Origin of the sequence: Burkholderia vietnamiensis LMG 10929 (assembly GCF_000959445.1) — a bacterium.
In the GTDB taxonomy this organism is placed as follows: Bacteria; Pseudomonadota; Gammaproteobacteria; order Burkholderiales; family Burkholderiaceae; genus Burkholderia; species Burkholderia vietnamiensis.
Genome location: NZ_CP009630.1, coordinates 1,657,715 through 1,675,391 on the forward strand (window position 1 = coordinate 1,657,715; position 17,677 = coordinate 1,675,391).

General features: G+C 70.1%; 20 protein-coding genes. 12 read left to right on the forward strand and 8 right to left on the reverse strand.

Features of this window, described 5'->3' with window-relative positions; genetic code table 11:
* Window positions 1-110 precede the first annotated feature (110 nt).
* A complete protein-coding gene (locus AK36_RS07345) occupies window positions 111-563 on the forward strand; it encodes a MarR family winged helix-turn-helix transcriptional regulator (RefSeq protein WP_014724649.1) in 453 nt (150 codons plus the stop codon).
* 149 nt (window positions 564-712) lie between these two features.
* Window positions 713-1,132 (forward strand): organic hydroperoxide resistance protein, encoded by a 420-nt coding sequence (locus tag AK36_RS07350; RefSeq protein ID WP_045578179.1) that lies wholly within the window; start codon window positions 713-715, stop codon window positions 1,130-1,132.
* Between the two features lie 111 nt (window positions 1,133-1,243).
* On the opposite strand, the gene AK36_RS30790 is transcribed toward AK36_RS07350, so the two are convergent.
* Both AK36_RS30790 and AK36_RS07355 read right to left on the reverse strand, forming a co-directional pair.
* Complete coding sequence (locus tag AK36_RS30790) at window positions 1,244-1,420, reverse strand: DUF3563 family protein (protein ID WP_011881571.1); 177 nt, start codon at window positions 1,418-1,420, stop codon at window positions 1,244-1,246.
* 81 nt (window positions 1,421-1,501) lie between these two features.
* Window positions 1,502-2,611, reverse strand: coding sequence for an extracellular catalytic domain type 1 short-chain-length polyhydroxyalkanoate depolymerase (locus AK36_RS07355; RefSeq protein ID WP_045578180.1), 1,110 nt, complete (start codon window positions 2,609-2,611; stop codon window positions 1,502-1,504).
* 248 nt (window positions 2,612-2,859) lie between these two features.
* Between AK36_RS07355 and AK36_RS07360 the strand changes: the two genes are divergently transcribed.
* The 4 genes from AK36_RS07360 (at window position 2,860) to AK36_RS07375 (ending at window position 5,963) form a co-directional block, all read left to right on the forward strand.
* On the forward strand, window positions 2,860-3,555 hold the full coding sequence (locus AK36_RS07360; protein WP_014724646.1) for a phosphatase PAP2 family protein: 696 nt from the start codon (window positions 2,860-2,862) through the stop codon (window positions 3,553-3,555).
* Window positions 3,556-3,693: 138 nt separating this feature from the next.
* Window positions 3,694-4,491, forward strand: coding sequence for a molybdate ABC transporter substrate-binding protein (gene modA / locus AK36_RS07365; RefSeq protein WP_014724645.1), 798 nt, complete (start codon window positions 3,694-3,696; stop codon window positions 4,489-4,491).
* Window positions 4,492-4,501: 10 nt separating this feature from the next.
* Complete coding sequence (gene modB, locus AK36_RS07370; protein ID WP_041494272.1) at window positions 4,502-5,179, forward strand: molybdate ABC transporter permease subunit; 678 nt, start codon at window positions 4,502-4,504, stop codon at window positions 5,177-5,179.
* A gap of 82 nt (window positions 5,180-5,261) precedes the next feature.
* Window positions 5,262-5,963, forward strand: a complete 702-nt coding sequence (locus AK36_RS07375) for an ATP-binding cassette domain-containing protein (RefSeq protein WP_034194985.1) — start codon at window positions 5,262-5,264, stop codon at window positions 5,961-5,963.
* A gap of 240 nt (window positions 5,964-6,203) precedes the next feature.
* Here AK36_RS07375 and AK36_RS30795 read toward each other — a convergent pair whose 3' ends face one another.
* The 4 genes from AK36_RS30795 to AK36_RS07390 form a co-directional block, all read right to left on the reverse strand.
* A complete protein-coding gene (locus AK36_RS30795; RefSeq protein ID WP_014724641.1) occupies window positions 6,204-6,344 on the reverse strand; it encodes a TOBE domain-containing protein in 141 nt (46 codons plus the stop codon).
* 16 nt (window positions 6,345-6,360) lie between these two features.
* A complete protein-coding gene (locus tag AK36_RS07380) occupies window positions 6,361-7,212 on the reverse strand; it encodes a TOBE domain-containing protein (RefSeq protein WP_045578181.1) in 852 nt (283 codons plus the stop codon).
* 65 nt (window positions 7,213-7,277) lie between these two features.
* Window positions 7,278-8,939: a CHAD domain-containing protein gene (locus AK36_RS07385; RefSeq protein ID WP_045578182.1), complete on the reverse strand. Its 1,662-nt coding sequence runs from the start codon at window positions 8,937-8,939 to the stop codon at window positions 7,278-7,280.
* A 124-nt stretch (window positions 8,940-9,063) separates the two neighbouring features.
* On the reverse strand, window positions 9,064-9,447 hold the full coding sequence (locus tag AK36_RS07390) for a tautomerase family protein (RefSeq protein WP_045578183.1): 384 nt from the start codon (window positions 9,445-9,447) through the stop codon (window positions 9,064-9,066).
* Window positions 9,448-9,557: 110 nt separating this feature from the next.
* On the opposite strand from AK36_RS07390, the gene AK36_RS07395 reads away from it, so the two are divergent.
* The 5 genes from AK36_RS07395 (at window position 9,558) to AK36_RS07415 (ending at window position 14,254) form a co-directional block, all read left to right on the forward strand.
* Window positions 9,558-10,415 (forward strand): LysR family transcriptional regulator, encoded by an 858-nt coding sequence (locus tag AK36_RS07395; protein WP_034194981.1) that lies wholly within the window; start codon window positions 9,558-9,560, stop codon window positions 10,413-10,415.
* 41 nt (window positions 10,416-10,456) lie between these two features.
* On the forward strand, window positions 10,457-11,380 hold the full coding sequence (locus tag AK36_RS07400; protein ID WP_011881561.1) for a DMT family transporter: 924 nt from the start codon (window positions 10,457-10,459) through the stop codon (window positions 11,378-11,380).
* 67 nt (window positions 11,381-11,447) lie between these two features.
* Entirely contained in the window at window positions 11,448-12,227 is a 780-nt protein-coding gene (locus AK36_RS07405) for a sensor histidine kinase (RefSeq protein WP_034195057.1), read from the forward strand.
* A 76-nt stretch (window positions 12,228-12,303) separates the two neighbouring features.
* Window positions 12,304-13,647 (forward strand): hemolysin family protein, encoded by a 1,344-nt coding sequence (locus tag AK36_RS07410; protein WP_011881559.1) that lies wholly within the window; start codon window positions 12,304-12,306, stop codon window positions 13,645-13,647.
* A 22-nt stretch (window positions 13,648-13,669) separates the two neighbouring features.
* Window positions 13,670-14,254, forward strand: a complete 585-nt coding sequence (locus tag AK36_RS07415) for a thiamine phosphate synthase (RefSeq protein WP_045578184.1) — start codon at window positions 13,670-13,672, stop codon at window positions 14,252-14,254.
* Between the two features lie 14 nt (window positions 14,255-14,268).
* On the opposite strand, the gene AK36_RS07420 is transcribed toward AK36_RS07415, so the two are convergent.
* Window positions 14,269-15,927, reverse strand: coding sequence for a DUF3459 domain-containing protein (locus AK36_RS07420; protein ID WP_045578456.1), 1,659 nt, complete (start codon window positions 15,925-15,927; stop codon window positions 14,269-14,271).
* A gap of 300 nt (window positions 15,928-16,227) precedes the next feature.
* Between AK36_RS07420 and AK36_RS07425 the strand changes: the two genes are divergently transcribed.
* Window positions 16,228-16,938, forward strand: coding sequence for a class I SAM-dependent methyltransferase (locus AK36_RS07425; protein ID WP_045578185.1), 711 nt, complete (start codon window positions 16,228-16,230; stop codon window positions 16,936-16,938).
* 9 nt (window positions 16,939-16,947) lie between these two features.
* Here the strand turns inward: AK36_RS07425 and AK36_RS07430 are convergent, their stop codons facing one another.
* Window positions 16,948-17,601 carry a DUF1345 domain-containing protein gene (locus tag AK36_RS07430; protein WP_011881555.1) on the reverse strand — a complete coding sequence of 218 codons (654 nt, stop codon included), beginning with the start codon at window positions 17,599-17,601 and terminating at the stop codon, window positions 16,948-16,950.
* Window positions 17,602-17,677: the final 76 nt, after the last annotated feature.

Sequence of the window (17,677 nt, forward strand, 5' to 3'; positions counted from 1 at the left end):
GCCCGACCGCCTCATCCAGCCCCGCTGCCCGCGCGCTGTTCAAGCAAGCCGTTTGCGCGCAAAATAATTTGCGTGCAAATCGTCAGCGCCGTTTCGCGCCCCATCGGATCATGGACCGCACGCCTTCCCTGCCTCAGACCCTCGACGAGCAACTCTGCTTCGCGCTCTATTCGACTTCGCATGCGATGACGAAGGCGTACAAGCCGTTGCTCGACAAGCTGTCGCTGACCTATCCCCAATATCTGGCGATGCTGGTGCTGTGGGAGCGCGACGACATCGCGGTGAAGGACATCGCGGCGCGACTCGACCTCGACCCGGCCACCGTCACGCCGCTGCTCAAGCGGCTCGAGGCGCTCGGCTACGTCGAGCGCGCGCGCAGCACCACCGACGAGCGCGTCGTGAACGTGCGGGTGACGCCGGAAGGCCGTGCGCTGAAGGACCAGGCGCGCTCGGTCCCCGCCGATCTTTTTTGCGCAATGCAGCAGACGCCCGAATTCCTCATGAGGCTGCGCGCGGATCTGCAGCAGCTGCACGATGCACTCGCGGCCGCCAACGGCGACTGACGAAGCGACCGCACGATGTTCCTGCTCAGCCCGACCGTGTCGCCCAAATTAATTTGCACACTAATCATTTGTGTTCTATATTGATCGGGTGGCTGGCGGCAGCATGTCGCCGGTCCGCTCTCCTCACCTCTACCGACAGGAGTTGCACGATGAACGTTCTATACAAGACGAGCGCGACGAGCACCGGCGGCCGCGACGGCCGCGCCGTTTCGGCCGACAACAAGCTGGACGTGAAGCTGGCCGCACCGCGCGAGCTGGGCGGCACGGGCGCGGAAGGCACGAACCCGGAGCAGCTGTTCGCGGCAGGCTACTCGGCATGTTTCCTGAGCGCGATGAAGTTCGTCGCCGGCCAGAACAAGCAGACGCTGCCGGCCGACACGCAAGTGACCGCCGAAGTGGGCATCGGCCCGAACGACGCGGACGGCTTCGGCCTCGACATCGAACTGCGCGTGTCGCTGCCGGGCCTCGACAAGGCCGACGCGCAAGCGCTCGTCGACAAGGCGCACCACGTGTGCCCGTACTCGAACGCAACCCGCAACAACGTGCCGGTGCGTCTCACGGTCATCTGACGCAGCGCGCCGCAGCGGATGCAAAAAGGGCGTGTGCGGCCCGATGGCCGCACACGCCCTTCTTTGCGTGGTTCTCCGTGCCGGCGACGACGCCGGCACGCGTCGCGCCGCTTAGCGGGCGCCGATCGAGAACGGACGGTTCATCGCCGCTTCGCGATCGATCTTGCGCATACGGAATTCGAGGTCGTAAATGTCGGTCGCTTCGGCCAGGTATGCGTCGGCGCGCTCTTTCGCGGCCCGGTCGGCGTTCTTGGTCAGCATCAGGAAGAGGTGGCTCAGCAGGTACATGTTCGATCTCGCTATCGGAAAGGTCTTTGACTAGGGTTTTCCCGTATTATAGGGAAAACCCTAGTTCCTTGCCAGCGTCGATCACACCACCCGTCGTTCCGTCGCCACAGTGCGGCGATTGCTTTCGAAAAACGACCAGATCATCGCACTCGCGTCGGGACCGACGGCCGCGTGAAACGGCACCGCTTCGTCGCCGCCGGCCCATGCATGATCGAGCCCCTTCACGTGACACAGGCGCACGACCGGCACGCCTTCCCGCCGCACCTCGGTGATTTGCGCGCCGGCCGACCGCGTTTCCACGCGCTCGCCGCCGCGCAGCGCGCCGCGGCTGTCCGCCAGCCCGTTCAGACGCATGAACTGGACGGCCAACTGATCGGCATTCTTCGGCGCGACGACGTGATCTCCATCGCCCTGAACGATCAGCGCCGGCATGCCCGGATACGCGCCGGCATCGACGAGCGCATCGACCGCCGCGGCCGGATTCTGCCGCAGGCCGCGGCGCATCACGTCCATTGCGCTGATCCCGGAATTGGCTTCGCCGAGCGCCGGCCCGGAGTGCAGCGCGACCGCCGCGAAGCGCTCCGGATGGTGCAGCGCCAGCAACGTCGCGAGGCCGGCACCGGCCGACAGGCCGGCCACGTACACGCGCGAGGCGTCGAAGCCGTGCTCGTCGACGACGGCGTCGACCAGCGACGCGACGGCATCGGCTTCGCCGCGGCCCGCCCGGTCGGTATCCTCATACCAGTGCCAGCAACCGTGCGCATGGGCGCGCATCGACTGCTCCGGATACAGCACGGCGAACCCGTGCTGGTCGGCCAGCAGATTCATCCGCGTGCCTTGCGCGAACTCGTCGGCCGATTGCTGGCAGCCATGCAGCATCACGACGAGCGGCATCGGACCGCGTCGGCGGCCCTGCGGCACGTACAGCGCGTACGCAAGGTTCTGAACCAACCGGCCGAGCGCGGGCGCCATCGGATGCTCGCCGCGCGTCCATTCGCCGGTTGCCCATGCCGCCGCGCGCGGACGCACGCGCGACTCGCGCACCGGCGACAGCTCGGCCGCAATGGGCGCCGCGGCGGCCTCCAGCGTTTCACGTGCGATCCGCTGCGCATCGCGCGCAGCGCGCTGCGCAGCCGGAGACAGCATGCGTTTCATGCCGCCCAGCCATACCTTCGTCAGACTTTTGGTCATCGATCGAGCTCGCATTCAGTAAAAAAGGGCACGACGCAGGAGCGCATCGTTTAAGTTTGTGCAATGCACCATAACACTGTTCATGAGATTTTTCCTGCGCCGCGGTAGTTCCATCGACCGGCGAAAAACGGGCCTCGATCAGGCGCGGCGCTATACTGGGGTTTGGCCGCACGTATCCGTTGTAGTCGTTCTGCCCGGCTCGCGCGTTGATTCAAGCATTCGTCCCGCCTCAGCTCGTTCCCTTCCCGATGTTCGACCTGCCCGCTCACTTGTGGATCACGATCACCGCGTTCGGTGGCGCCGGCCTGACGTTGCCGCTCGCGATCACGATCGCCGTATGGCTCGCGCTCGGCTACTCGTGGCAGCGCTCGGCCGCGTGGCTCGGCGTGCTCGCGGGCGCGATCGGCGTCGTCGCGCTGACCAAGATCGCATTCCTCGGCTGGGGTATCGGCATCCGCGCGTGGGATTTCACCGGGTTCAGCGGCCATGCAATGCTGTCGACGTCGGTCTATCCGGTCGCAATGTTCCTCGCGCTGATCCGCATGCGCACCGCCGTGCGGATCGCCGGCGTCGCGCTCGGCCTCGCGGCCGGCATTGCGGTCGGCGTGTCGCGCGTCGCGCTCGCCGCGCATTCGCCGTCCGAAGCCATCACGGGCTGCATCGTCGGCGCGCTCGCCGCGCTGGCGTTCATCGCGGGCTCGTGGCACGCCGTGCCGCATCGCTGGTCGGTGCCGGCCGTGGTCGCCAGCCTCGCGCTCGTGACCGTTGCGCTGCACGGCATCACGGTGCCGTCGCACCGCTGGGTCACGCGCGTCGCGCTCGAGCTGTCGGGGCACGAGCGGCCGTTCGTGCGCGCACGCTGGAAGGCCAATCCGAACTATCGGCCGGCGTCGCAGCCGTCCACGCTGCATCGCACCGCCGCGTCGGCGCCGCTGCACGCCTGAGTCCGCACGCAGCCGTCGTTCCAGCGCCTTTTTCCACGTTCCGTCCCGTCATGCGCAGCGCCGCATCTGCAGTATGCCGAGCGTTATAACCGGCGCTATATTACGATTACGGTTTTCGACCGTTCAGACGACCCGACCATGCGCCCGACCGCCCGCCCGCTTCGCCGTACCCTGCTCCGCCTGCTGCCGTGCGCCGCGCTCGGCGTCGCCATCGCGTTCAGCGCGCCGGCCCGCGCCGCCGACGAGCTCGTCGTGTCGGCCGCGGCCAGCCTGACGAACGCGTTCAAGGCGGTCGGCGACGCCTACCAGAAGCAGCACCCCGAAACCAGAGTGCTGTTCAACTTCGGCGCGTCGGACGTGCTGATGCAGCAGATCGCCAAGGGCGCGCCGGCCGACGTGTTCGCGTCGGCCGATCAGAAGGCGATGGATCGCGCGGTCGGCGAAAAGGTCATCGTGCCCGGCACGCGCCGCGATTTCGCCGCGAACTCGCTCGTGCTGATCGTGCCGGCCGACAGCCGCACGCCGGCACCGACCACGCTCAAAGATCTGAGTGGGCCCGGCGTGAAGCGCATCGCGTACGGCGACCCGGCGTCGGTGCCGGTCGGCCGCTACACCGAAGGCGCGCTGCGTGCGGCGGGCGTATGGGACGCCGTCAGCGCGAAGGGCGTACTGGCCGCCAACGTGCGCCAGAGTCTCGACTACGTCGCGCGCGGTGAAGTCGATGCCGGCTTCGTGTTCGGCACCGACGCGGCGATCATGCCCGGTCGCGTGAAGGTCGCGCTGACCGTGCCGACGCAGACGCCCATCACCTATCCGATCGCGGTCGTCAAGGACAGCCGCCATACCGCGCAGGCGCAGTCGTTCATCGATTTCGTCGTGTCGCCGCAGGGGCAGGCCGTGCTGTCGACGTTCGGCTTCAAGCCCGCGGGCAAGTGAGCGCCGCATGATGCAGGACGCGTGGGTGCCGCTGCTGTTGTCGCTGAAAGTGGCCGGCTGGGCGACGGCGCTCGACATCGTCCTCGGCGTCGCGGCTGCCTTCATGCTCGCCCGCTGGCGCTCGCCGCTGCGGGATCTGCTCGATTCGCTGCTGACGCTGCCGCTGGTGCTGCCGCCGACGGTGCTCGGCTATTACCTGCTCGTGCTGCTCGGCCGGCGCGGCTGGCTCGGCGCCTGGCTCGACCGGCTCGGCATCGAGCTGGTGTTCACGTGGCAGGGCGCGGTGATCGCGTCGATGGTCGTGGCCTTTCCGCTCATTCTGAAATCGGCGCGCGCCGCGTTCGAGGGTGTCGATCCGCATCTCGAACGCGCGGCGCGCACGCTCGGGCTCGGCGAAGCCGCAGTGTTCTTCCGCGTGACGCTGCCGCTCGCCGCACGCGGCATTCTGGCCGGCGCGCTGCTCGCGTTCGCGCGCGCACTGGGCGAATTCGGCGCGACGCTGATGATCGCCGGCAACCTGCCCGGCCGCACGCAGACGCTGTCGGTCGCGATCTATGCGGCGGTGCAGGCCGGCGACGACGGCACGGCCAACTTCCTGGTGATCGTGACGTCGATCACCTGCGTGCTCGTACTGCTCGCAGCCGGCTGGCTCGTGCCCGCGCGCGCGGCCCGGAGCGAACCGACATGACACGCACGCCGCATCCGCATCGCAGTACGGCGCCGCGCGCGACGGGCGCTCGAACGGCTACGCGTGCGCGACGGAGGCTTGCATGAGCCTCGCCGTGGCTATCCGCAAGACCTACGCGAACACGGAGCGCCGCTTCACGCTTGACGTGTCGTTCACGGCCGATACGCAGCGCGTCGTGCTGTTCGGGCCTTCGGGCGCCGGCAAGAGCATGACGCTGCAGGCGATCGCCGGCTTGCTCGCGCCCGACGAAGGCACGATCACGCTGAACGGCGAAGCGCTGTTCGACGCCGCGCGCGGCATCGACGTGCCGACCCGCGCGCGCCGCGTCGCCTATCTGTTCCAGGACTACGCGCTGTTCCCGCATCTGAACGTGCGCCAGAACATCGCGTTCGGGCTCACCGGCGGGCTGCGCAACCCGCGCGCGAACGCGGTGCCGCCGGAAGTCGCGTACTGGCTGCACGCGTTCGAGCTCGACGCGCTAGCCGGGCAGTTTCCGGCGCAGCTGTCGGGCGGGCAGAAACAGCGCGTCGCGCTCGCGCGCGCGCTGGTCTCGCAGCCGCGCATCCTGCTGCTCGACGAGCCGTTCGCCGCGCTCGACCGCACGATGCGTCAGCGCATGCGTCACGAGCTGGCCGAGCTACAGGCGCGGCTCGATATCCCGATGGTGCTGATTTCGCACGATCCCGACGACGTCGCCGCCTTCGGCGATCAGGTCGTGCAACTCAGCGACGGGCGCGTGCAGGCCGCGACGCCGCCCGCGGCGTGGCCATCGCGCGTGACGTGAGCATGCCGACGCACGAGCGCGCGAGGCGCGGTGTGCGCGCGACCGGAGTCGCAGCGGCGGCATGCGGCGGAATGCTACGAACGCGCGAACGCAGCGCGCACGTGCTGGTGAGCGGCGCGGCTGCTATCGCACGATCCGTCCGTAATGCCGCCAGCGATCGCGCGCCGCCCGGAGTCGAGGCGCGACGCGCCGACACTCTCGTTCGCGATCACGGCAGTGAGCGTGCCGCCGCCATCACGCTCAGCCCGTCACCGCCAGAATTACGCTCGATGCCTTGAACAGCGCGATCGCGCGCCGCCCGGCCTCGAGCTGCAACGCGCCGACACTCTCGTTCGTGATCACGGCAGTGAGCGTGCCGCCGCCGTCGAGCGCAAGCGTCACCTCGCCGCCATCCCGCTCAGCCCGTCACCGCCAGAATCACGCTCGACGCCTTGAACAGCGCGATCGCGCGCCGCCCGGCCTCGAGCTGCAACGCGCCGACACTCTCGTTCGTGATCACGGCGGTGAGCGTGCCGCCGCCGTCGAGCGTAAGCGTCACCTCGCTGTTGACCGCGCCCGCCGCGATGGTGTCGACGGTACCGTGCAGCTGGTTGCGCGCCGATATCTTCGAGATGGCGCCGGCCTCGCGATCTGCGTCGTCGTCGACGGCCAGCACGACCCACGACGCCTTCACGAGCGCACAGGCATCGGCGCCCGGCCGCAACGCGAGCGCATCGGCGCTTTCGTGCGTGAGCACGGCCACGATCGTCTGGCCGCCCGGCAGCGCGAGCGTCACCTCGTCGTTCACCGTGCCGCGCACGATCGTCGCGACCTTGCCGAACAGCTGATTGCGCGCGCTCGTCTTCATCCCGATCCGCCCGATCAGCGCCCAGTCGACGTCGAAACCGGACACCGCCGCGCTGGCGGCCTCGATGAAGCGCCGATGCTCGCGCTCGATGGTGCGGTACGCGGCGATCAGCGATGCGGCACGCGGCGTGAGCGTCGTGCCGCCGCCGCCCTTGCCGCCGGTCGAACGCGTGACGAGCGGCTCGCCGGCCAGGTTGTTCATCGTGTCGATCGCATCCCAGGCGGCCTTGTAGCTGAGCCCGACGGCCTTCGCCGCGCGCGTGATCGAGCCGGTTTCGCCGATCGCCGCGAGCAGCGCGATGCGGTTCGCGCCGCCGAGCGTCTGCGGCCCGGCGCGCAGCCAAAGTTCGCCGCCCAGTGCGAGCGGTTCGGCGGAGGAAGAAGGAGGCGACGCGTCGGTCATCGGTCTGTCGGAAGAATACGGGCGGCCATTATAGGAACGCGAATAGGGACGCGGGCGCGCGCCGCTCAGCGCGCCCGGCCGTCGAGCTTCGGCGCGCGCAGGCTGGCGAGCAGCGTCTCGGCGTCGGCCGCCGCGCGCCGTTCGAGCGCGGCGCCGTAACCGCGCACGAAGCCCAGCTGGTAGGCGGGCGCGCCCAGCTGTTCGAGATGACGCAGCGCGCCGATCATGTCGTTCGCATCGCCCAGCACGCTCTGCACGCGCGCGAGCGTCTTCACCGTTTCGTTGCGCGTGCGGCGCGACGCGAGCGACGCGAAGAATTCGAGCGCATAGCGCAGCCGCTTCGCGTCGATCCGCACGCGATGCCGCGCAGCCGTATCGAGCGAGCCGAGCGACGGCACCGCGTAGAGGTGACCGAACAGCCGCCGCACGCGCTTGGTCGCGTGACGCCGCAGCGACGGCGCATCGTCGTCGGCGTCCGGCGGCAGCGCGAGCGTGCCGAGCCATTCGAGCCAGCCGAGCGTCAGCCGCGCATAGCGCGCCGAATGCAGCGCCTGACGCAGCTCGGCACGCGCGCTGCGCGCGTGCGCGCGCGACGCGTCGAGCGTGCCGTCCCAGTCGGCGCCGCCGCCATCGGCCGCGGCCAGCGCAGGCAGCGTTTCGGTCGAAAACACGTCCCAGTCGCGCACCGTGCCGAGCAGCGCGGCAAGCCAGCGCAGGTCCGCGCCGAAGGCGTCCTTCCAGCGCTCGTCCGCGAAGCGCGGAAACAGCCGCGCGAGCGTACGCAAACGCCGCAACGCGACGCGCATTTGATGGACGAATTCGGGATCGTCGCGTTCGAGCACGCCGCTCTCGTTGCCGAGCCATTGCGCGGCGATGTCGCCGCACAACGCGAACAGCGCGGCGCGCTGCGTGCGCAGGCCGGTCAGGTCGACCGATTGCGCCTTGACCGGCCCGGCGATCGCCGGCTCGCCAACGCAGGTGCGGTCGATCACGCTCGCCAGTTGCACGAAGGCGGGCCACGCGCCGCTCAGTTCGCGCGCCGCCGCGAACAGCGCATGCAGCGCCGCGGTGCGCGCGGCAGGCGTTTCCCAATCGGGCGCCGCGAGGCGCAACTCGACGTGGCGGCGCGGCGGCGCGCCGCCGTCGTCGGCGCCGTGCAGCGTCACGTCGTCGAGCGTCATCTCGACCACCACGCCGCTGTCGTCGGCCCAGCGCCCGCGACGGCGTTCGCTGACGAGCCGCAGCGGGCCGGCCCCGGACGCGGCGGCGCGCGCCGCTTCGTCGACGGCGGTGGCCGTCGCGCCGTCGTCTGCGGCGCCCGGCTGGGCGTCATTCTCCGCATCCGCATCCGCTTCCGCATCTGCCGGCCGCGCGTCGGCGCACTGCGCGGCGACGGCAATCCCCGCATGCTCCGCGTCGAACAGCTCGCGCTCGACGACGCCCGGCGCGAACGGCCTCGTCCGCGACGCGACGACCCGCGGCCCGTGCGCCGTCGACTCGACCCACGTGCACCAGCGCCCGCCGGCGTCCGGCTCGGCCTCGTGGATCCGGCACGGCTCGATCGTCACGCGCTCGTGGCCGCGACGCATCCGCACTTGCGGGCAGATTCGCCACGCGCGCACCAGCTCCGCGCCGAAGTCGCGCGATCCGCCGCGGGCGCGGCTTGCGGCCTTCACCGGCCAGCTTTCCAGCGACAAGGACAACACGATTTCCAGCACACCCGACATGGAAGCTCCTGCACATGAAAAACCGCCGGCGCATCGTGCGCCGGCGTCGTCCGTGAAGCAGCTTCCATAGTACACGGCACGAACGGGCGCGGACGACGATCCGGCCCTGCCGCGATGCCGCAGGTCAAACGACGTATTGCGCGATGCCGTTGCCGAACGACCAGTCTTCCTTCAGCACTTCGACCAGGCTGATGAATACGTCCTGCGGGCGCACGCCGGGCTGCTGCGCGAGGTTCGCGACGATGGTCCGATACAGCGCCTGCTTCTGCTCGAGCGTGCGCGTGTTGTTGGCGGTGATCTGGATCATGACGAGATCGTCGCTGCGCTCGATGTCGAGATAGCGGCGGCCGAACACGAAGTTCTCCGCCGCGTGCTCGGTCACGACCATGAAGATGTCGTCCTCGGGCACGTTGAACGTGTGCATCAGCGCGGAATGCACGCCGTCGACGAGCGCCGCGCGATATGCGGCCGGTTTGCCTTCGCGCAACGCGATACGGGTGAATGGCATGGTCCTGCTCCTTTCGATGACGTTGAACAAGCGAAAACGCCACGTCAGGTTAGGGGCCGCGAACTATAATGAACAGTCATCTCCGGATATTTCATCCATTTACACTTGAAATGAAAGTTCTCGACCTTGATGCAGTGCGTGCGTTCGTGCTGGTGGCCGATCTCGCGAGCTTCACACGCGCCGCGGACGCGCTCGGCACCACCCAATCGGCCGTCAGCCTGAAGCTGAAACGGCTCGAAGCGCACCTCGGCAAGCCGCTGCTCGCGCGCACGCCGCGCGTCGTGAAGCTCGCGCCCGACGGCGAGAATTTCCTGCCGGCCGCGCGCACGCTGCTCGATGCGCACGAACGGGCGCTCGGCGCGATTTCGGCGGGTACGCATCGGCTGTCGCTGGGCGTCAGCGAGCACGTGGCCGTGCCCGACCTGCCGGCCGTGCTGACGAGCCTGCACCGGCAAGATCCCGGGTTGATGCTGGAAATGCACCTGGGGACGTCGACGAGCCTGCTCGCGCAATACGACGAACGGCGGCTCGACGCGGCGATCGTCCGCCATGAACCGGGGGAGGATCCGCCGCGCGACGACGCGACGCTGCTGTTCACCGAGCCGCTGTCGTGGCTCGCCGCGCCCGACTGGGCGCCGCGCGCCGGCGAGCCGCTGCCGCTCGCGGTGCTGGCCGGCCCGTGCGGCGTGCGCGCGGCCGCGCTGCGCGCGCTCGATCATGCGGGGCTGCCTTGGCGCGAGCGCTTCACGGGCGGCGGCATTGCGGCGGTCACGGCCGCGGCGGCGGCCGGGCTGGCCGTCTGCCCGCTCGCGCGGCGCGTGGCGCCGCGCACGCTGGCCGACGTCGGCGCGAAATTCGGGCTGCCACCGCTGCCGCATTCGCAGGTGGTGCTGTATTCGCGGGTGCGCGACGCGCGCGCCGCCGTCGCGCTCCGCAGGTTTGCCGACAGCCTTGCAATCTCGGCGTAAACTAGCGGGTTTCGCCCGCCGCACGCCTCCGCCCTATTCCGATGACACCCGAAGCCCGCAAGCATGTCCGTGCCAACCTGTTGATGCTCGCGGCCGCCGCGATCTGGGGCTCCGCGTTCGTCGCGCAGCGCTTGAGCCTCGACGTGATCGGCCCGTTCCTGTTCACGGGGCTGCGGTTCCTGCTCGGCGCGCTGGCGCTGGTCCCGCTGCTCGCGCTGAACGCCGCGTCGCGCGCGCAGTGCGCGTCGATACGCCGCACGCCCGCGCAATTGCTGCCCGGCGTCGCGCTCGGCGCGCTGCTCGCGGTGTCGATCTCGCTGCAGCAGGTCGGCCTGCAGTACACGCGGATCGCGAACGCGGGCTTCATCAGCTCCCTGTACGTCGTGATCGTGCCGCTGATGGGCGTGTTCGCCCGCCACCGGATCGGCACCGGCACCTGGTTCGGCGCGTTGCTGGCGGCGATCGGCCTGTACTTCCTCAGCATCGACGAGCATTTCGCGGTGCTGTACGGCGACTGGTTCCAGCTCGCCGGCGCGGTGATCATCGCCGCGCACGTGATGGCCGTCGGCCATTTCGCGAAGCGCTACGATCCGCTCGTGCTCGCGTTCCTGCAGTTCGCCACCTGCGGCGCGGCGTGCCTGGCGGTCGGGCTCGCGATCGAGCCGCTCAGCGCGGCGACGCTCGCGCACGCGCTGCCGACGCTGCTATACGGCGGGCTGCTGTCGGTCGGCGTCGGCTATACGCTGCAGGTCGTCGCGCAGCGCGATGCGGCACCCGCGCACGCGGCCGTGATCTTCAGCATGGAAGGCGTGTTCGCGGCGATCGCCGGCTGGGCCGCCCTCGGCGAAACGCTGACGCTGCGCGCGCTGCTCGGCTGCGCGCTGATGCTGGCCGGCCTGCTCGCGTGCCAGCTGCTGCCGAACGGCGACGCGCGGAAAAAGGACGAGGACGCGCTGCCGGCATGACGCGAGCGATCCCTATAATGTGGGCTCGTATCCCGTTCATGCCAACCGCTTCCGACAGGCCCGCTCCGTGACGTCCCTTCCCGTCGAACCCGCCGCCGACCTGCTGCGCGAACGCGCAGCGCACTACGCCGCCGAGGCCGCGCTGTTCCTGCGCGACCAGGCGCTTTCGACCGCGTCGCACGATCTGCGCAGCCCGCTGAATGCGATGCACAGCTGGGCGTACGTGCTCGAGCGTCAGCTCGCCGGCGCCGATGCGAACGTGCAGCGCGCGCTCGCGGGCATCCGCACCGGGATCGAACAGCAGGTCGCGCTGCTCGACGACGTGCTCGACGCGCCGCGCGCGCAAACCCGCGCGCTGCCGATCGCGCCGCATTCGTTCGCGCTGCGCGCGCTGCTCGACGACACGCTCGAGCTGACGCGCTTCGCGCTCGCCGACGCCCGGCAGGTGAGCATCGACGCAACGCTGCCCGACGGCGAACCGACGCTGCGCGCGGACCGCGCGCGGCTCGCACAGGCGCTGTGGACGATGCTGACCACGGCCGTCGAAGCCAGCGCCGCGGGCGGCCGCGTGACGGCCGCCTGCACGCGCGACGGCGCCCAGTACGTCGTGCGCGCCGAGTGCACGGTGCATGCCGCCGCGCTCGCCGATCCGGCGCTGCCGCACGCATTCGAAGCGTTCGCGCGCCAAGAGATGCTGCGCACGCGCGACGCAAAGCGCGTCGCATGGACGCTCGCGCTGTGCCAGCGCGTCGCACTCGCTCACGGCGGCACGTTCACGCATACGCCGTTCGCCGACGGCGCGGCCGTCACCCTGACGCTGTCGATCCCCTGCGAGGCGCCGGTGTAATCGATCGGCAGCCCGACACATTACGGTTTCCTTTCCGGCCCTATACTGACGGGCCTGTCATGTCCGGAGCAATTCCTTGTTACAAATCTTCGCGCTGATCGGCGCGTTGTTGCTGGTGGCCCTGAACGGCTTTTTCGTTGCGGCCGAATTCGGCCTCGTCAAGCTGCGCGGCACGCGCGTCAAGACGCTCGCACGCAAGCACGGCCTGAGCGGGCGCATCCTCGCGATCGTGCACGGCCGGCTCGACGCGTACCTGTCGGCGTGCCAGCTCGGCATCACGCTCGCGTCGCTCGGCCTCGGCTGGGTCGGCGAGCCCGCCTTCGCCGAGTTGCTCGGCCCGCTGCTCGACCTGCTCGGCGTGCATTCCGAACGCATCGTGCATCTGATTTCCCTGGTGTTCGCGTTCTCGCTGATCTCGTTCCTGCACATCGTGGTCGGCGAGCTTGCGCCGAAGTCGATGGCGATCCGGCAGCCGGAGAAGATCGGCCTGTGGGTGGCGCTGCCGCTCTACGCGTTCTACTGGGCGATGTATCCGGCGATCTGGGTGCTCAACACCAGCGCGAACGCGGTGCTGCGGCTCGCGGGGCTGTCGGCCGATCACGGCGGCGATGCGCACTATTCGACCGACGAGCTGAAGCTGATCCTGCGCAGCCGCCGCAGCGCGGCCGGCAATGCCGCGCAGCCGGCGCGCGGCGCCTACACCAACGACGAATGGAACACGCTCGCGCATTCGCTCGACTTCTCGTCGATGACGGTGTCGGACCTGATGCGTCCCGCGCACGAAATGATCGGCCTGCGGCGCGACCTGCCGCTGCCCGACAACATGGAGATCGTCGCGCGGCACCGCTTCAGCCGCTATCCGCTGTTCGAGGATGCGGCGCGCGAGCAGGTGAGCGGGCTGATCCACCTGAAGGACCTGCTGCTCGCGCGTCACGCCGGCGCGGCGCTGGAGGATCTGTCCGATTACGTGCGTCCGGTGCAGTACGTGAAGCCCGACACGCCGGCGCTCGAGCTGTTTCGCCGCTTCCGCAAGGGCGCGCCGCACTTCGCGCTGGTGGGAGACAAGGGCGCCAAGCCGATCGGCTTCCTGACGCTCGACAACCTGCTCGGCGCGCTGGTCGGCCAGATTCACGACGAGTTCCGCCAGGGCGACGCGGACTGGAGCCGCCTCGACGACGGCACGCTGATGGGCAAGGGCAGCCTGCCGGTCGTGTCGCTCGAGCAGGCGCTCGGCATCGACATCGACGAGGGCCGCGCGGAATCGGTCGGCGGCCTGGTGATCCAGGCGTTGAGCGATCTGCCGACCGAAGGCCAGCGCGTGTCGTTCGACCGCTTCGACGTCGTCGTGAAGAAGATGAACGGGCCGCGCATCGTGCTGGTGCGCGTCTATCCGAAGCTCGCGAAAGAGGCCGACGAATGACGGCCCGCGCGCGCGGCGCGCGATGAGCGTCGCGCTGCCCCGCTGCTGCGTGATCACGCCGGAGCCGGCGTCCGCGTCGGCGGCCGCTTGCCGCGCGTTGCTCGAGCGGCTGTCGGCCGTGCTCGCGCGCGGCGAGACGCTCGTGCAGCTGCGCGTCAAATCGCTCGACGCGGCTGCGTTCGCGCATCTCGCGGCCGATGCGCTCGCGCGCTGCGATGCCGCCGGCGCGCAGCTGATGCTCAATGGCCCAATCGACGCCGCCGGCGTGATGCGGCTCGACGGCGCGGGCTGGCACCTCGACGGCGCCGCGCTGCGCGCCGTCGCGCGGCGGCCGCTGCCGCCCGCGCGCCGCGTGTCGGCCGCGTGTCATACGGCGCACGACCTCGCACTGGCCGCACGCGTCGGCGCGGATTTCGTCACGTTGTCGCCCGTGCTGCCGACGCTCAGCCATCCCGGCGCGCCGACGCTCGGCTGGAGCGCGTTCGCCGCGCTGGCCGCGCAGGCGGCGATGCCCGTCTATGCGCTCGGCGGCATGACGCGCGCGCATCTGGACGACGCGCGCCGCCACGGCGCCTACGGCGTCGCCGGCATTCGGGGCTTCTGGTAGGTCGGCCGCGCGTGTCAGCCGTGGTTCGGCTCGGCCGGCCGCATGCGCCATGCGCCGCCGTCGATTCGCCGCACGTCGTGCGTGAGCGCATAGCCGTTGACGTCGCCCGTCAGCCAGGCGACGAGCGAGTACGGCGGCAACTCGCCTTCATCAATGCGATCGCGCGCGCGCGCCGGCGTCTCGAACACGACGCGCCCGCGCGGCGCGTCGAACGGCACCGCCTCGGGCGACAGGTTCAGCGCGATCGTCAGCGTCTCGTCGTCGGCCAGACGCCACGACGCGAGCAGCGCATCGGCTTCGCCGTCGCCGTCGCCGCCCGCCTTCAGCGTGCGCGCGTCCTGCGGGCGGCAATCGGACAAGCGCGGCGCGATCAGCTTCGCACGCACCGCCAGCGCCGACTGCACGAAATGCGCGCGCTCGGTATCGCGCGCGGTTTCGTCGAAGATCAGCGGAATCTGCGGCGTGAGCAGCGACAGCGCGAGCGCAGCGAGCCCGGCCGCCTGCCCTTGCTCGCCGGATGCGGCGCCCTGCCACGCGCCATCGGTGAGCACCAGCGACGTCAGCGACAAGCCGTCGAGCATCGCGCCGCCGTCGGGCGCGGCCGGCTGGAACGCCGCGCCCGACGCCGTCAGCGCGCGCGCGAGCGTGTGGATCGACTGGTGCATCGAGATGCCGTCGTGAGCGACCGCGTCGCGGCACGTCAGCCGATGCAGCGCTCGTTCGCCGCAACCGTTCCACTGCGCATCGAAGTGCGTGTCGGCCAGATGCACCGGATGACGCTCGCTGCCGAGCACGAGATGGATCAGCCGGTCGGCCGGCTCCGCGGCGTGCACGCGATCGGCGATCTCGCGCAGCCAGGACGCGCCGATCCGGTCGGCTTCGCGCAGCCGCAGGCCGTCGCAGCGGTACTCGTCGAGCCAGTACAGCGCGTTGTCGCAGAAGAAGTCGCAGACGTCCGGATGGTCGAGCGCGAGCGGCGCCGCCTGCAGCGGATCGTCGCGCATATGGAAGAACGGCGCGGCGTAATGGCGCAGCGCGTCGGTGCCGCTGCCGAAGCGCGAGTAGTCGAGCTCGAGCAGCACCGCGAGGCCGTAGCCGTGCGCGTCGTCGATCAGCGCCTTCAGCGCGTGCGGGCCGCCGTCCGCCGCGAGCGGCGCGAACGGCAGGCTGTCGTGCGGCGACGCCAGCAGCTCCAGCGCCGTGATGCCGAGCCGCGCGAGCTGCGGCAGGCGGCGGCGCACGCCGTCGAAGCCGCCCGCCGCGTGCGGCCGGATCGCATAGAGCGCGATGTCCTCCCAGGAACGCCCGCGCCAGAACGTGTTGCGCCACGTGAATGCGCGCGCATCGACGACTTCGCTCGGGCCGTTGAGCCCGTCGGGCTGCGAACGCGATGCGGGATCGGGGATCGACACGGCATCGTCGAGGCGGTAGCGGTAGCGCGCGCCCGCGCCGCATTCGACGAACGCTTCGAACCAGTTCGGACCGGCCGCCGTCATCGGGACGAGCGTCGGGCCGTGGCCGGTATCGAGTTCGAGCTGGACCTCGGTACTGCCCGGCGCCCACACGCGGAAATGCGTGCGCGGCGGCGCGCCATGCGCACCGCAGGGCTGCGCACCGAACGGCAGGCAGTGGATGTAGTGCTGCGCATACGGATCGTGCGAACAATCTGACATCGTGCGCTCCTCGTGCGGGCCGAGCAGCATGGCCGCATTCGACGCGGCGCATGGCGCCCGGCATGCGACGGCCAGGCAGGGGGGATGAAAAGTATGCGCCGTTTTGGCGACTGCGACGCAATCCGAACGATCCATTTTTAATACGAATCGACCCTGAGCGAACGCGGGGCGATCGGCCCGATGGCGGGTAGTCTGCATACCGGAATGGCCGCTGGTCTTGTTGGGCCGCGGCCCGCCCGCTTACGCTCGGGCCAACGCGCGCGGGCAGGTCGTCCGCGCCACCAACCCGAGGAATCCGCGATGTCGCTCCCCGCCAGCGCCGCAAAATTCGATCCTGCCCGCGCGCACGAATACGCCGAACAGTCGCGCATCGCGCTCGCCGGTTACGACGCGTGCCACGAACTGTCCGCATGCATGCTCGCGGCGGCGATCGGCGCGGCCGATGCGCGGATCCTCGTCGCAGGAGCGGGCGGCACGGGCCGCGAGATCTGCGTGACCGGTGCGCTCGAGCCGGGCTGGCAATTCACTGCCGTCGATCCGTCGGCGCCGATGCTCGCGCTCGCGCGCGCCGGCGTCGAAGCGGCCGGTTGCGGCGCGCGCACGCAGTTCGTCGAAGCCGGGGTCGACGCGCTGCCGGATGCTCCCGCGTTCGACGGCGCGACGCTGATCGGCGTCCTGCATCACGTCCCGGGCGACGCGGCGAAGGCCGCGCTGCTGGATGCGATCGCACGTCGCCTGAAGCCGGGCGCGCCGCTCGTCATCGCGGGCAACCATCGCCGTTACGCCGACCACCCTCGCCTGCTCGATGCCTGGCAGCAGCGCTGGCGCATGGCCGGAGCGACACCCGACGCGGTGCGCGCGCAGCTCGCGAAGATCCTGCAAGGCGCGGACCCGCCGGCGTCCGAGGAAGCCGTGTTTGCGCTGCTGCACGACGCCGGGTTCGATGCGCCGCTGCGCTTCTTTGCGAGCCTGTTCTGGGGCGCGTGGATCGCGCTGCGGCGCGCCGCGTGAGCGCGCGCCTTAGCCCAACAGCCCCGCCGCGACGTTGATCGACAGCCCGAGCACGGCCATGTTGAAGTAGAACGACAGGATCGACTGCGCGAGCGCCGAGCGGCGTGCGGAGCGGCTGGCGAGCGACACGTCGGCCGTCTGCGACGCGACCGCGAGGGTGAACGCGAAATAGAGGAAGTCCCAGTAGTCGGGCTCCGGATGGTCGTCGGGAAAGCGCAGCGCGCGGTCGGCGCACGGCGAGCCGTAATAGAGCCGCGCGTAATGCAGCGTGAAGATGGTCGGGATCAGGAACCATGCGCCGAACAGCGTCGCGCCGGTGATCGCGTAATGGCCGAGCCCGACGCGAAAGCCGACGCTCTTCGCGGTCGCAAGCTCGAACGCGATCGCGGCGATGCTCGCGACCGTCGCGATGCACACGACCGTCAGCACGGTCGTCGCATTCTCGTCCTCGCGGATCGCGATTTCGCGCACCTTGTGGTGGTGCGCCGTGATCATGCGCGCCCACATCAGCGCGAGATACAGCCACACCGCGCAGTCCCAGCCGATCAGCACGCGCGCGGCCGACCGCAGCGGAAACGGCAGCAATACGGCGCACAGCACGCCCGCGACGAAGGCGGCCACCATGCGCGGCCGGTTGCGTAATACCTGCGGATAAAGCGTCATCGTTGCATTCCGAAAGCGGATGGAAAGGGTTCGGCCGGCACGCGGCTGCCCGCTGCGCACGCGCCGGGGCGCACGG